The sequence below is a fragment of the Shewanella sp. MSW genome, assembly GCF_007636515.1.
GTDB classification, from domain to species: Bacteria; Pseudomonadota; Gammaproteobacteria; order Enterobacterales; family Shewanellaceae; genus Shewanella; species Shewanella indica.
Genome location: NZ_LVDR01000004.1, coordinates 167,304 through 179,659, shown reverse-complemented (window position 1 = coordinate 179,659; position 12,356 = coordinate 167,304). Strand labels below are relative to the sequence as shown.

13 protein-coding genes and 3 tRNA genes are annotated in these 12,356 nt (G+C 50.9%); 5 read left to right on the top strand and 11 right to left on the bottom strand.

The features are described from left to right. Nucleotides 1-6: 6 nt before the first annotated feature. From AYI96_RS05650 to AYI96_RS05625, 6 genes are all read right to left on the bottom strand, one after another. On the bottom strand, nucleotides 7-366 hold the full coding sequence (locus tag AYI96_RS05650; RefSeq protein ID WP_144361152.1) for a hypothetical protein: 360 nt from the start codon (nucleotides 364-366) through the stop codon (nucleotides 7-9). 13 nt (nucleotides 367-379) lie between these two features. Next, a complete protein-coding gene (locus tag AYI96_RS05645; protein ID WP_144361151.1) occupies nucleotides 380-724 on the bottom strand; it encodes a hypothetical protein in 345 nt (114 codons plus the stop codon). 8 nt (nucleotides 725-732) lie between these two features. Further along, the gene (locus tag AYI96_RS05640) at nucleotides 733-1,050 is read right to left on the bottom strand and encodes a hypothetical protein (RefSeq protein ID WP_144361150.1); all 318 of its coding nucleotides are present in this window, start codon (nucleotides 1,048-1,050) and stop codon (nucleotides 733-735) included. 182 nt (nucleotides 1,051-1,232) lie between these two features. Further along, nucleotides 1,233-2,177, bottom strand: a complete 945-nt coding sequence (locus tag AYI96_RS05635) for an AAA family ATPase (protein WP_144361149.1) — start codon at nucleotides 2,175-2,177, stop codon at nucleotides 1,233-1,235. A gap of 24 nt (nucleotides 2,178-2,201) precedes the next feature. Further along, a complete protein-coding gene (locus tag AYI96_RS05630) occupies nucleotides 2,202-4,208 on the bottom strand; it encodes a transposase domain-containing protein (protein WP_144361148.1) in 2,007 nt (668 codons plus the stop codon). An 11-nt stretch (nucleotides 4,209-4,219) separates the two neighbouring features. Further along, nucleotides 4,220-4,477, bottom strand: a complete 258-nt coding sequence (locus AYI96_RS05625; protein WP_144361147.1) for a helix-turn-helix domain-containing protein — start codon at nucleotides 4,475-4,477, stop codon at nucleotides 4,220-4,222. 131 nt (nucleotides 4,478-4,608) lie between these two features. On the opposite strand from AYI96_RS05625, the gene AYI96_RS20460 reads away from it, so the two are divergent. Next, entirely contained in the window at nucleotides 4,609-5,382 is a 774-nt protein-coding gene (locus AYI96_RS20460) for a helix-turn-helix transcriptional regulator (RefSeq protein WP_260852953.1), read from the top strand. A 254-nt stretch (nucleotides 5,383-5,636) separates the two neighbouring features. Here AYI96_RS20460 and AYI96_RS05615 read toward each other — a convergent pair whose 3' ends face one another. From AYI96_RS05615 to AYI96_RS05595, 5 genes are all read right to left on the bottom strand, one after another. Beyond that, the gene (locus tag AYI96_RS05615; protein ID WP_144361146.1) at nucleotides 5,637-6,548 is read right to left on the bottom strand and encodes a cache domain-containing protein; all 912 of its coding nucleotides are present in this window, start codon (nucleotides 6,546-6,548) and stop codon (nucleotides 5,637-5,639) included. An 88-nt stretch (nucleotides 6,549-6,636) separates the two neighbouring features. Beyond that, nucleotides 6,637-8,034: a TRAP transporter large permease gene (locus AYI96_RS05610; RefSeq protein ID WP_039033791.1), complete on the bottom strand. Its 1,398-nt coding sequence runs from the start codon at nucleotides 8,032-8,034 to the stop codon at nucleotides 6,637-6,639. An 8-nt stretch (nucleotides 8,035-8,042) separates the two neighbouring features. Then, complete coding sequence (locus tag AYI96_RS05605; protein WP_025012078.1) at nucleotides 8,043-8,681, bottom strand: TRAP transporter small permease; 639 nt, start codon at nucleotides 8,679-8,681, stop codon at nucleotides 8,043-8,045. A gap of 45 nt (nucleotides 8,682-8,726) precedes the next feature. Beyond that, a complete protein-coding gene (locus tag AYI96_RS05600; protein ID WP_039033792.1) occupies nucleotides 8,727-9,746 on the bottom strand; it encodes a TRAP transporter substrate-binding protein in 1,020 nt (339 codons plus the stop codon). A gap of 261 nt (nucleotides 9,747-10,007) precedes the next feature. After that, a complete protein-coding gene (locus AYI96_RS05595) occupies nucleotides 10,008-10,235 on the bottom strand; it encodes a hypothetical protein (RefSeq protein WP_025890110.1) in 228 nt (75 codons plus the stop codon). Between the two features lie 266 nt (nucleotides 10,236-10,501). On the opposite strand from AYI96_RS05595, the gene gltX reads away from it, so the two are divergent. From gltX to AYI96_RS05575, 4 genes are all read left to right on the top strand, one after another. Beyond that, nucleotides 10,502-11,911 (top strand): glutamate--tRNA ligase, encoded by a 1,410-nt coding sequence (gltX, locus tag AYI96_RS05590; protein WP_071476245.1) that lies wholly within the window; start codon nucleotides 10,502-10,504, stop codon nucleotides 11,909-11,911. Between the two features lie 106 nt (nucleotides 11,912-12,017). Continuing rightward, a tRNA-Ala gene (locus AYI96_RS05585) sits at nucleotides 12,018-12,093 on the top strand. 51 nt (nucleotides 12,094-12,144) lie between these two features. After that, a tRNA-Glu gene (locus AYI96_RS05580) sits at nucleotides 12,145-12,220 on the top strand. Between the two features lie 60 nt (nucleotides 12,221-12,280). Further along, nucleotides 12,281-12,356: transfer RNA gene (locus tag AYI96_RS05575), tRNA-Glu, on the top strand.

Sequence of the window (12,356 nt, the reverse complement as noted above, 5' to 3'; positions counted from 1 at the left end):
CTTCTTTCATATTCCGATTGTTGGAAATTGCTTATCATTTGTTGCCTCATTTGCTGCCTGTTTTACCAACCACGTTTCCAGCCCAGGAGTTGTATCAGGGGAAACTCTGCCGAAAATAATTGCGCAGATTTGAGATGAATCGACATCAAATTCGTGAGCTAGACTTTGCACTGTGTACCCACATTGATTCATCATTTTCCGCATTGAGGCTCCCCTCTTTATCCACTCTTCTTGTTCACCATTAACTTCACCTTTCCCATTGCATGGAATACATTTCATTAAATTAGATTTGTGTTTTCTCCAGTCATTACCTGTATTTACGAAACAAGAAATATGGCCAGCACCTTGACATGTAGGGCATTTCATACTCATACCTCCTTTAAAAATTACGTGGCCACACGCTGATTAACTCAGGTGAATAGGGGTTAAGGGTTTGGCATATCTCGGCAATCAGTGGCAGTTCATCATCTACCCAGCGCACCAGGCAGCCGTTGAACTGGGCAACACAAATCTTGCTGTCTACACCCCGGTGAACCTGGGTAATTCGGGTGGCCTTACTGCGCAGCTTTAATGTGGTTTTGTTGCGCATGTCGAACTTGGGCTTTTCGATATCAATAACCGGCGTTGGCTGGTTGTCGTTGATAGCGACCACAGTGCAACCGGACATCTGCAACCGGCCTACGGCGGTAAGAGACAATGCTTGTTTTTGCTGTTTGGTTTTCATGCCACACCTCACTTGCTGATTGATTGGTAGATAAGCCCAGGAGCGATTACGATTTCGCTTTGGCTCAGGTCGTCCAAACAGATGTCGCCATAAAGCCGGTTTACAGGCCGATTAAAAACGTATTGTTTGCCATCATTGCCTGTGATTAGGCGCTTAGCCTGGGTGACGCTGCCGTCACACAGCTGCACGTTTACGGTTGAGTTGTTGCCAGTCTCACTAACCGGCATCTGGCTTTTAGGTTGCAGCGCCCAACGGATAGATTTCGCAATCACCACGTAGATGGCGACTCCAATGCAGGCTGCATAAATCAACGCGAGCTTTTCCATATTCACCTCACTCCTTTCTATCGAAGTACCAAACCCGGTTATCACCATTGGGCTTAACGACGATTACCTTCCAACCAACCAGCCATTTGTTAACTATCCAGCGGCTGGCGAATCGGCCCAGGTATATGCCCCCTGAAATGGCCGTTAGATATAGGTAAACTTTTAGGTATTCCATACTCACCTCACTCATTGGTTTCGAGTTCTGCGAACGCAGTGCGCAGCAGCTTCTCGGTAATGGCGCCACGCTTGGCAAACATCGCCGCCAATTTGAGTGTTTTACTCAGCAGACGCAGGCCGCCGGGTCGCTCGCTGATTTGAATCATCAAGTTAATTTCAGTCTCGCCGGCAATGTTCCAGGCGGCGGCCACAGCCTTGACATCGGCCTGCTTGGTTTTGTGAATGCCGCGCTTTTTGGCAATGCGCGAAAACAGGCGGGCAAAGTCTTCATTGCGGCGGCCACCGGTCAGCTGGGTGTAAACCTTGTTGTTACCTACCAGCGCCATACCAATGCCGGTTTCTTCCTGCAAAATGCGCAGCTCTTCCAGCGTGGGGTAATCCAGGTGGTCGGCTTCATCCACAATCACCAGTCCTTCACTGCCTTTCAGGCGCTGGCGGATAACGCGGGACAGTGGGCCTTTGGTACGCGGTGCCTGGTCCATGCCCAGTTCCATGGCAATTTCGTACAGGCATTCGGTAAGGGTTGAGCGGCTGGGGCTGGCGGTAACCTTCCACACGTTGTTATTGGTGCGCTGGTACTCATCCAGGGTTTTGCTTTTGCCCACACCGGAGGCGCCATACAACACCACAATCGACTCGGTGATTTGCGCGTAGCTGAGGTCATCCATAATCTGCTTGGCGGTTTGAGTCATCACAAAGCCTGGGTCTACGCTGGGGTTGGCGTCGCGCTGGTCACGCATACGTAACCAGTTGCCAAGCTTTTCAATAATCTTTGCCGGGTTGGCCTTGTATTGGTCGTTCAATATCTGGCTCAGGGTGGAGGGCGATACGCTTATTTCCTGGGCTATTTGTGATGAGGTAACCCGCTTGGATTCAATCAAGCTGCTTACGCGCATCAGTACATCTGTTTTGCTGGTTTCTGTCTTCGCCAGGCTCACTACGTTTTCCATAATCAATCCTCTTTTACAGTGGGTTTAAAGGCGGTTCTTTTGTTTCAGTTCACGCAGGTAGGCCACGCTTTCACTGAAGTTGATTTCGCACTTGGCTTTGTGGTCTATGTCGGTTTCTTCCTCATAGGCCACGGCGGTGGCCGTATTGCCTATGGCAGCAGGGCGGGCCATGGTGACCACTTTGGTTTCGGGGATAACCTCTTCTTCTACCGGCGCCATCATGGCGGCCAGCTCCATTGAATCGACACTGATCTGCGCCTGAGCGGCCAGCTTGTTGGCTTTGGTAAACTGGGTACGTTTGCGCTTGTGTTCGCGGGCGGCTTGGGTATCAGGGAAGGCCGTTTTTTCAAGGCAGTCGGCGGTGCAAATGTGCACGCCATTGAGGGCGTATATTTCAATTGAGTCATGCAGTGCTTGTGGGTCGAAACGTGCTACCAGCTTTTGGCCGACATAGTTCATCAGCATTTCGTTGAAGTAGCGGTTCTTGCGGCCACGCAAGCTGCCACCGGACTCCAGCACTATGTTGCCATGTTTGGATACCCGCACCGCTTCGGCTTGCAGCATCATCAGTTGCAATTGGGCGGTGGTGGCTTTGCGAATGGCAGCGTTCTGGTAGCTGGCGTCAAAGGCTTGGTTGAACGACATAAAGCCTTTGCAGATTTCGGTATTGCGTCCTGCTTTGGCGTTATACATTTCAACGCCTTTGGCTATGGCTTTAAGGAAGTCTTCGGCGGCAATGGCTTTGCTGCCGTAGTTATCAGGCTTGGCCATGGGGTTGGGGCCGGTATAAGCACCCGTAAGTGATGGATGTTTATCGACGTACTCTTCAAGACCACCAACGCCAAAAGCGCGTTCTATCGGTTTGGCCTGGCCGTGGCCTTTGCCCAGAATTACGCTTGTCCAATGCAGCTTGATCCCAAGCATGGGGATAATGCCCAGCGGGTCATCTTCCTTCACTTTAAAGCGGTAGCGGTTGGGTACCCCGCCGGTCATCCATTTGTTGGCTGCAGCGCGGGTGTTATCTATGGTGATCTCTTTCGGGATACCGTACTTCTTGCATACGTCCATTAGCGACAGGCGGATGCTGTCGGTGTTCTCGCTGATGTCACAACGCCAGCCCACAATTTTGCGGCTGTAGATGTCTTGCCAGAACCAGGTTTTCGGACGCAGGATTTCGCCGTTGAACCACTTCACAAATACGTTGTGCTGGTAGCCGTCACCGTTGATCCATTCAAGGGCGTGCAGACCTTCAACCGTGCGTTCCTGTGGTGGGTAAAGTTGGTGCAGTGCGTGCTCGCCTTCGCGCAACAACACTTTTTGTTGTGCGGTAACTTCGTGGTCAAGACGGCGGCTGAGGCTTTTTAAACTGGGTATCTCCCAGCCGTTATGCGTGGCAGCATCTTTCAGGCGCTCGTAACATACCGTCATATTCGGTTGTTCAAGCCGCAGGTAGTCGGCTTTGAAAAACTCCCAGGCGGCAGGGGTGACGTAGGCGAACTGGTTCTTTTTCTTGCTGTCGGCAACTTCAAAGTGGCGCGGCAGCAAGGCCGGTGCCCAGTCAGCTTCTTCAATGCCTTTCACTTTGGCGCAGTGGCGCCGCAGGGTACTGACAGCAATGCCGTATTCTTCGCTTACTGACTCATAGGCATCCATCATCTGTATGCCGTTATTGCGCAGGGCAAACACAGCTTTAACTGAGGTCAGGGCTTGCTGGGCTTTGTCGCGTGCTGTATTGCTGGCTTGGTTCCAACGGCCCCATAATGCTTCGCTGCAATAGGCATGTTGTTGGCTTTTCTTCTTCGGCAGATCCAGAACCTGATCCCCGACTTTGATTTTACCTTCTCTTTTGTAGATGGCGGTTTGAGTGGCAGGAGGCAAAAGGCTGATGTGATATTCAATCCCTTTTGTCCCTTGTCTCTTTCTTGACAGGTGAGGCGCTGACTCAGCCAGCCGTTTCAATTGCTCTCTGACATTTCTTTCTGAGCCAGGTAACCCAACCACGCCCGCGAGTTCGCTTGCTATTAGCCACATATTGAGACTCCTTAGCTAGCTGCTCGCAGTGAACGGTAACGGCTTGGCCATATTTCATCGGGTTGCAGATCCAATGCCTTGGCAATAATCCGTTCCCCTTTTGGCCATGGTGAACGAAGCGCATTTGCAAGAGTGTTTTCGCCGAGGCCAGCGTCCCTTGATAACTGACGAACGGACAATCCGCGCTTTTTTAAAGCAGCAACGATGTCGGCACGATGCCAATCGCTTCCCTCATTTGAACTTTTTTGAGACACTCTCTCGTTATTCATCTTGGTTACTCCAGTGTGTTGCTCGACTTAGTAACTTAATAATTGATCAAACGGACTTAACGGTCAATAGCAACGGATGAATATCTTTCCTTTGCATCCGTTTGTGTTTTTTTTAAAGAATGGATTTAAATATGAATAAAGACTTAGTAAACAGCATCTTAAGCGGAACGGATCCTGAAGAACAGGAAACGGATGCAAGATCCGTTGCCTCCAATGAGAAACGGACGATGTGGTTTATTGCATCCGAAGTGGCAGGGCACGGAAGTTTTCCAACATCCGATAGATGGACAAGAGATCATTTGAAGGAATTGGCGGCAGGTAAAGAACACCTGGCACGCAAGAGAAAAGGCACCAAGGCGATGGAATATCATATCAGCCTGTTCCCAGCTGATACCCAGAGAAGCCTGCTAGGCGATGATATTGATTGCATAGGTGAAGCGCCAAAGGTTTACAGCGCAGTGCCTATGGTTAGTGACTTCTTAGATGAGTTCGCTTTGATACCCGGATATAGAATTCAGGTGTCGGCTGGGAATGGTTCACTGAATCCAGACCAAAGAGAGCCGGTACGGCATTTGGCGTTCAGACGTAAATGGTTGAAGTTCAGAGGCTTCAATGAAAAAGACCTGGCGATCGTATGGGCCAAAGGCGATAGCATGGAGCCGACTATCAGCAATAACGACACACTGGTAGTTCACCTTGGCCGCAACAAACCGGCCGATGGCCATATCTATATATTCAGGAACGGTGATGAGCTGTTCGTGAAGCGGTACCAAAGCATGCTTGGGACCTGGCGCCTGATAAGTGATAACGCTTTATATAGTCCGCTCGATATCACCAAGCAAGATCAGCATCAGTTCGAGGTAGTAGGTCAGGTGGTTCACATTGCCAAAGACATCGGCGATTGATTTAAAGGTTTAAAGGTTTTTTAAAGCAGCTTTCATTGGCTTTGTTCAGTGCTCACTTTACTAGGCCAAACCAGCGACATCAGAGAGGATTGCTCAAATTAGGTAAAACTGACAAGCGCACCAAATGAGTAAGGGGCTTTGAGTCATTACAAACTCAAAGCCCCTTGCCACATCTGGCTTTCAACCACATTGCGATCCCATTTGATCCAGCGACTTCCCACTTGATCCCGGATCTCTGGTTATTGTTCATTTACCTAGACCCTATACAAAGGGGCAACAGGTGTCAGCACATGCACATACCAGCCTACCTTGATCATTTCATTGCGGGTATCCAGATATTGGGCCCGGCCCTGATCGTTTTCTATCCGATACAGTGCCCTGTGGGGGAGAGTTTCCTGCCGGTAGGGCGGATCTATCCTGAGTTCCTGCAGCTTACGGTTGGCATAACGGCGGCTAAGGGTTATCTGCTGTAACCTTTCCGCAGCCAGGGGTTGCAGTGACCTCAGGCGCCAATTGGCAATACTGGCGAGAAAGATGATTTCATCCTCACCGCTGATGGCCAGTTCATACTGGCCCGCCTTGGCCAGCCCCGTCATCTGCTCTTCAATATCGGCAATATCGACCTTGACCACTATGACACCGAGCACCTTACCCTGATCGTAAATCGGGTAAGAGAAATAAAACCCTCTGGTGTTGGACGAGGTACCGACGGCGTAATAGCTGCCCAGTCTGCCGGCGATGGCTTCTGTGTAGTAGGGGCGAAAGGCATAATTCTGACCGATAAACGAATAGGCTTGTTGCCAGTTACTGGCGGCAATGGCATCCCCTTGGCTGTTGAGCAGATAGATATCAGAGGCTTCGGTGACATGCTGTATCTCTTCAAAGTACTTGTTGATTTTGCTGATTTCGCGCTTGTCTGCGCTACTCTTGATTACCCGGGCCAGCATGGGGTTGGTGGACAGCACATGGGGAATACTCTCATAGCGAATGAGTGCGCCTTCTATAAAGCCTATGACTTCGCTGAGCTGTTTGTCTGCCAGGGATTGGTATTGGGTGAATCCCTTATCCAGATGGTACCAGTAGGTCAGTTTGAGGGTAATAAACAGACCCGTCACCAGCATGGTGGTGATAAGCAGGCGCTTTCGGGTCTTGTTGTTGAGCGGCATCTTATTGTCCCGGCGTTATTGCGGTGTAATTCCGGCGTAAGAAATCGGCGAGTCTTAGACTCGCCGATAGCCCTGTTGATTTCAAGGATTAAAAGCCCCGCAGTGAATCCAGATACTCAGGCAGGAACAGAGATACTTGAGGAACATAGGTGATCAGAATAAGGAACCCCAGTAACAGCAGCAGCCAAGGCAGGCAAGCGTGGATTACCCAACCTATGCTCTTGCCTGTGATCCCCGAGGTCACAAACAGATTAAGCCCCACCGGCGGCGTCAGCATTCCTATCTCCATATTGACTACCATGATGATCCCAAGGTGAATGGGGTCGATCCCCAACTGGGTGGCGATGGGGAAGAGGATGGGCGCCATGATAAGCAAAATGGCTGATGGCTCCATAAAGTTACCTGCGGCCAGCAACAACAGGTTGACTATGATGAGAAAGCCCCAGGCCGGCAGGCCCATGCCGACTATGTTTTCGGCAATCATGTGAGGGATCCGCTCTGTGGTCAACACATGGGCGAACAGCATGGCGTTGCCTATGATAAACAGCAGCATGATACTGACTTTGGCGCCATCCCTGACGACGGCGCGTATCTCTTTGTCGGCCGGTGTTTTGAGTAATCCCAGCAGGCTGTACCCCAGATTGCGACCTATGGCTTTGATTACCGGCTCACCAGGATTGCGCCAGGCGACATTTTTCAGTGGCCCGATATCTCGATAGCCGAAGACGGCAATGAAATAGGCATAGACGCAAGCGACCGCCGAGGCTTCTGTGGGGCTGGCGACCCCGCCGTAAATGGAACCCAGCACTATGACAATCAGCATCAGGCCACCCATGGCCTTGGCCGTTGAGATAGAGAGCTTGCGAATGCCGGGGAAGGGCAGGGAAGGTAATCCCTTGATTCGGGCCACTATATAGATGGCCAGCATGATCAGCATCCCCGCCAGTAACCCAGGGATCAGTCCGGCCATAAACATCCGCGCTGCGGACACTTCAGTGGCTGCCGAATACACCAGCATCACAATCGATGGTGGGATCAGTATTCCCAGGGTACCTGAGGTGGTAATAACCCCGGCGGCAAATTTTTGTGGATATCCGGCGCGGATCATGCCGACGATAACTATCGAGCCGATAGCTGCCACTGTGGCCGGAGAAGAGCCGGAGACGGCGGCAAACAACATACAGGCCATGACCGAGGCCATGGCTAAACCGCCGCGGATATGGCCGACACTGTCCATGGCGAAGTCGATGATCCGTCTGGCGACGCCGCCGGTGGAGAGAAAGGCCGAGGACAGAATAAAGAAAGGGATCGCCAGCAAAGTGTAGTGCTCTGAAGTGGACTCATAGAGTTTCAGGGCCACAGAGGCCAGCGAATCGTTGGAAAACAGTAAAATAGTCAGCATGCTGGAGAAACCCAGTGCAATGGCAATGGGCATGCCGAGCAGCATACAAACAAATAAGACGATAAAGAGGGTAGCTATTGTCATGGCGTTACCTACTCATGCTTGGAGTTGTTTTTGTCTTCGCCGGCTTCGTTTTCATCTGCCAGGTGCATGCTTTCCTTGGCTTCATCGTGGAAGCTGAATCCTTGTGAGCGGTTGGTCAGAATGGCAAAAAACAGTTCAATGAAACGCCAGGTCAACATGGCAAAACCGATTATCAGAATGCTTTGGGAGATCCACAGCGGCACAGCAGGATCTTCAACATCTATGCGCAGGGTTTCCCAGGCAAAATCGGGGTCCAGTTTGGCAACCAGGGCATGGGGGAAGTCGATATCTTCCATGGGTATTCCAATCTGATACATCTGGCTGAGATAATCCCAACTGCCTTTAAGGAACAGGCCGCAATAGATCAAACAGATGACCGCAGCCAGCATGGCGGCGTATTTGCGGCCTGTCCTGGGGAGCTTTTTGACGAAGGCATCGACACCTATATGGGCACCGACTTTAACGCCGTATGACATGCCAAAGAGGACAAACCAACCACAGAGGGTCAATGTCAGCTCCTGCATCCAGAGAAATCCTGTATTGAAAAAGAAGCGGGCAACGACTTCGACAAAGACAAGTACCGTCATCAGGGTGATCAATAAGTTGAGAAAGCCTTCCTCAAAGTAGCCCAAGGCGCGTGAAATCATATTGCTCTCCGCAGAAATTGCGGGGGCCGGAGCCCCCATACTGACTTACTGGTTGGCGGCCACGGCGGCATCTATCACGTCTTTGCCGATTTGGTCTTCAAATTTGGCCCATACCGGTTTCATTGCATCAACCCAGGCCTGGCGTTGCTCAGGGGTGAGCTCAACTACCAAAGAACGTTTTGAGTCGATGATCAACTGGCGGTCCTGGTCATTCTTGTCACCGGCAATTTTGTTGCCATAGGCAATGGCTTCATCGAGCGCTTCTTTGATGATTTTCCGCTTATCGCCGGGCAAGCTCTTCCAGAAGGTGTTGGAGGTCACCACCATGTAGTCGAGCACACCATGGTTACTTTCGGTGATATGGCTCTGCACCTCGAAGAATTTTTTGGAGTAGATATTGGACCAGGTGTTTTCCTGACCATCTATAGCGCGGGTTTGCAGCAAGGTGAACACCTCGGAGAAGGGCTTTTTCACTGCAGTTGCATCGACGGCGGCAAACTGGGCTGCCAGTACGTCAGAGGCCATAACCCGGAATTTTTTGCCGCTGGCGTCTTTTGGCAACAGCAACGGCTCATTGGCAGAGAACTGCTTCATACCATTGTGCAGATAACCGAGACCAACAACGCCTTTTCGCTTCATGGAGTTCAGCAGCTTTTGCCCGGCTTCACTCTGTTGGAACTTGTCGACAGCGGCCATGTCTTTGAACAGAAACGGCAGATCGAACAGCTGCAGTTTTTTGGTGTAACGCTCGAACTTGGAAAGTGATGGCGCAACCAACTGCACATCGTTGAGCAGCAGCGCGGCCAGTTCATTGTTGTCTCCGAAGAGTTGTGAGTTGGGGAACACACTGACCTGATATTCACCTGGCAGGCGTTCTTCGACCAAGGCCTTGAATTTCAGTGCCATCTGGCCCTTGGGGGTGTTTTCTGCCACAACGTGGGAAAACTTTATCTCTACCGGTTCTGCCAGAACCGAGAAGCTCGCCAAGGCGCCGGCTAAAGCCGTCACTTTGGCAAGGGTTCTCAGCGGCCGGGTAAAGAGTTTGGATGGATTGAATGCACTCATGATGTGTCCTTTTTATATGCTCTTGAGTTATTGAAAAATACGTACCCCAAAGTGCGTATTTCCAGCGGGAATACAGCCGATTTTCCCTAAGGTCTGTATTGGGTAAGGCAAGTAGCGCGCCAATTTGATCACTTTTTTGTAACTCATTGGTTGCTAAAGTGTAGTTTATTTGATGTTTGTCACGTCTTTTTGCTGTTTGAGTGAGATCTTGCTCACTCTGTCGTCGGTTGTGGGTGGAAAACCGCCTATTGTGATTTTGATTTACTTGGGGGGATCTATGCGCTTGAGGACGGCGTCACTGGGCAGCAGTTCCAGGTGACCCTGTTCGTCAAAGTACCAGCCGGTAATAAAGCCTTTCTGACGCATGGTCACCAGGTTATGCATCACTTCTCTGGCTTCTTTTTGTGCGGTTTGTTCGTCATAGTCGTTGGTGTGCTTCAAATAGGCCGCAATGCTGGCGAGGGAAGCCGATTGACTGATTCCTGTCATAGCCTCTGCTCCACAAAAAAGATGCTTCCCTGAAGCGTAGTTGAAAATTTAGTCAGTGTGAAAGAAGCAATGGTATTACAGCCTAGGGTGATGATCTGAGCCTGCCTTGTCCATGTCATGTCACAGCTGAGCAAGTCAGGACCGCAATATCTATCTTGTGACTGTCGGCCAGAGCCCTTTTCCCTTGTAGGGTTAGGCTGCTAGAATATGCGCACTTTTCATTTGCCTGCCTGGCAGGCGTTTATTCTTAAGGTTAGTGTTCAATTATGACCACCAAGACGCGTTTTGCTCCCAGCCCTACCGGCTTTCTTCATGTGGGCGGTGCCCGTACGGCTCTATACTCCTGGTTGCACGCCCGTGCCAATAATGGCGAGTTTGTGCTGCGTATCGAAGATACGGATCTTGAGCGTTCTACTCAGGAGGCGGTTGATGCCATTCTGGAAGGGATGGAATGGTTGGGCCTGAATTGGGACGAAGGTCCTTACTATCAGACCAAGCGCTTCGATCGTTACAACGAGATCATTGCTCAGATGCTGAAAGAGGGCACGGCTTACAAGTGTTATTGCTCTCGTGAGCGCATTGAAGCTCTGCGTGAAGAGCAGGCCTCCAAGGGTGAACGTCAGAAGTATGATGGCTGCTGCCGTGATGCCGCTCCCCGTGATACAGATGAACCATATGTAGTACGTTTCAAAAATCCCCAGGAAGGCAGCGTGGTTTTTGATGATCATGTTCGCGGCCGGATTGAAATTGCCAACGAAGAACTGGATGATCTGATCATTGCCCGCAGCGACGGTACACCTACCTATAACTTCTGTGTGGTGGTTGATGACTGGGATATGGGTATCACTTGCGTGGTTCGCGGTGAAGACCATATCAACAACACTCCAAGACAGATCAACATTCTTAAGGCCCTGGGTGCACCTGTTCCTGAGTATGCCCACGTATCCATGATCCTGGGTGACGATGGTGCCAAGCTTTCCAAGCGTCACGGCGCAGTGAGCGTAATGCAGTATCGTGATGACGGTTATTTGCCGGAAGCATTGCTGAACTATCTGGTGCGTTTGGGCTGGTCCCATGGCGATCAGGAGATCTTCTCACTGGAGGAGATGAAGCAGTTCTTCAAATTGGACGATATCAATAAGGCGGCTTCGGCATTCAATACCGAGAAGCTGATTTGGTTGAACCAGCACTATATGAAGTCGCTGGATCCAGAATATGTGGCCGGTTTCCTTGAATGGCATATGCGTGATCAGCAGATAGATACCAGTAATGGCCCGGCCCTGGCTGAAATCGTTACTGCATTGGCAGAGCGCAGCAAGACACTTAAAGAGATGGCTGCTTCCAGCCGCTACTTCTATGAAGACTTCGAGGCGTTTGATGAAGCGCAGGCCAAGAAGCACTTGCGCGGGGTCGCATTGGAGCCCTTGCAACTGGTGCAGCAGAAGTTGGCGGCTTTGCCTGAGTGGACCGTGGAAGCGATTCACAATGCCATTGAGTCAACAGCGGCCGAGCTTGAGGTGGGAATGGGTAAAGTCGGTATGCCTTTACGGGTTGCCGTAACTGGTGCGGGCCAATCTCCTGCTGTGGATTTAACCTTATTTCTCATTGGGAAAGCTCGTTGCGAGCAAAGAATCTCCAAAGCGGTTGAATTTGTAGCAGCCAGAATAAATTCCTAAAAAAGGCGTTGACACATTTGGGTGTGCTGCATAGAATGCGCCTCGCAGTTGAGACACAGGGCAGCAAGTTGCTGGCAGTACACTCAAATGTAATGAGAGATAGCTTGGGGCTATAGCTCAGCTGGGAGAGCGCTTGCATGGCATGCAAGAGGTCGACGGTTCGATCCCGTCTAGCTCCACCAACTACTCTCAATCAGCTCTTTTTAAGCAGAGTTTAAATGCTTAAGTCCGGGGTCCCCTTCGTCTAGAGGCCTAGGACACCGCCCTTTCACGGCGGTAACAGGGGTTCGAATCCCCTAGGGGATGCCAATTTTGCAGTGTTTAGTAAAACCTGTACTCTTATCACAGAGTCTAAAGCGTGAGTCCGGGGTCCCCTTCGTCTAGAGGCCTAGGACACCGCCCTTTCACGGCGGTAACAGGGGTTCGAATCCCCTAGGGGATGCCA

What these genes read in the sequence shown, in the direction of transcription:
- AYI96_RS05650 (WP_144361152.1), bottom strand. Translation starts at nt 366, where the DNA reads ATGAAATGCCCTACATGTCAAGGTGCTGGCCATATTTCTTGTTTCGTA.
- AYI96_RS05645 (WP_144361151.1), bottom strand. Translation starts at nt 724, where the DNA reads ATGAAAACCAAACAGCAAAAACAAGCATTGTCTCTTACCGCCGTAGGC.
- AYI96_RS05640 (WP_144361150.1), bottom strand. Translation starts at nt 1,050, where the DNA reads ATGGAAAAGCTCGCGTTGATTTATGCAGCCTGCATTGGAGTCGCCATC.
- AYI96_RS05635 (WP_144361149.1), bottom strand. Translation starts at nt 2,177, where the DNA reads ATGGAAAACGTAGTGAGCCTGGCGAAGACAGAAACCAGCAAAACAGAT.
- AYI96_RS05630 (WP_144361148.1), bottom strand. Translation starts at nt 4,208, where the DNA reads ATGTGGCTAATAGCAAGCGAACTCGCGGGCGTGGTTGGGTTACCTGGC.
- AYI96_RS05625 (WP_144361147.1), bottom strand. Translation starts at nt 4,477, where the DNA reads ATGAATAACGAGAGAGTGTCTCAAAAAAGTTCAAATGAGGGAAGCGAT.
- AYI96_RS20460 (WP_260852953.1), top strand. Translation starts at nt 4,609, where the DNA reads ATGAATAAAGACTTAGTAAACAGCATCTTAAGCGGAACGGATCCTGAA.
- AYI96_RS05615 (WP_144361146.1), bottom strand. Translation starts at nt 6,548, where the DNA reads ATGCCGCTCAACAACAAGACCCGAAAGCGCCTGCTTATCACCACCATG.
- AYI96_RS05610 (WP_039033791.1), bottom strand. Translation starts at nt 8,034, where the DNA reads ATGACAATAGCTACCCTCTTTATCGTCTTATTTGTTTGTATGCTGCTC.
- AYI96_RS05605 (WP_025012078.1), bottom strand. Translation starts at nt 8,681, where the DNA reads ATGATTTCACGCGCCTTGGGCTACTTTGAGGAAGGCTTTCTCAACTTA.
- AYI96_RS05600 (WP_039033792.1), bottom strand. Translation starts at nt 9,746, where the DNA reads ATGAGTGCATTCAATCCATCCAAACTCTTTACCCGGCCGCTGAGAACC.
- AYI96_RS05595 (WP_025890110.1), bottom strand. Translation starts at nt 10,235, where the DNA reads ATGACAGGAATCAGTCAATCGGCTTCCCTCGCCAGCATTGCGGCCTAT.
- gltX (WP_071476245.1), top strand. Translation starts at nt 10,502, where the DNA reads ATGACCACCAAGACGCGTTTTGCTCCCAGCCCTACCGGCTTTCTTCAT.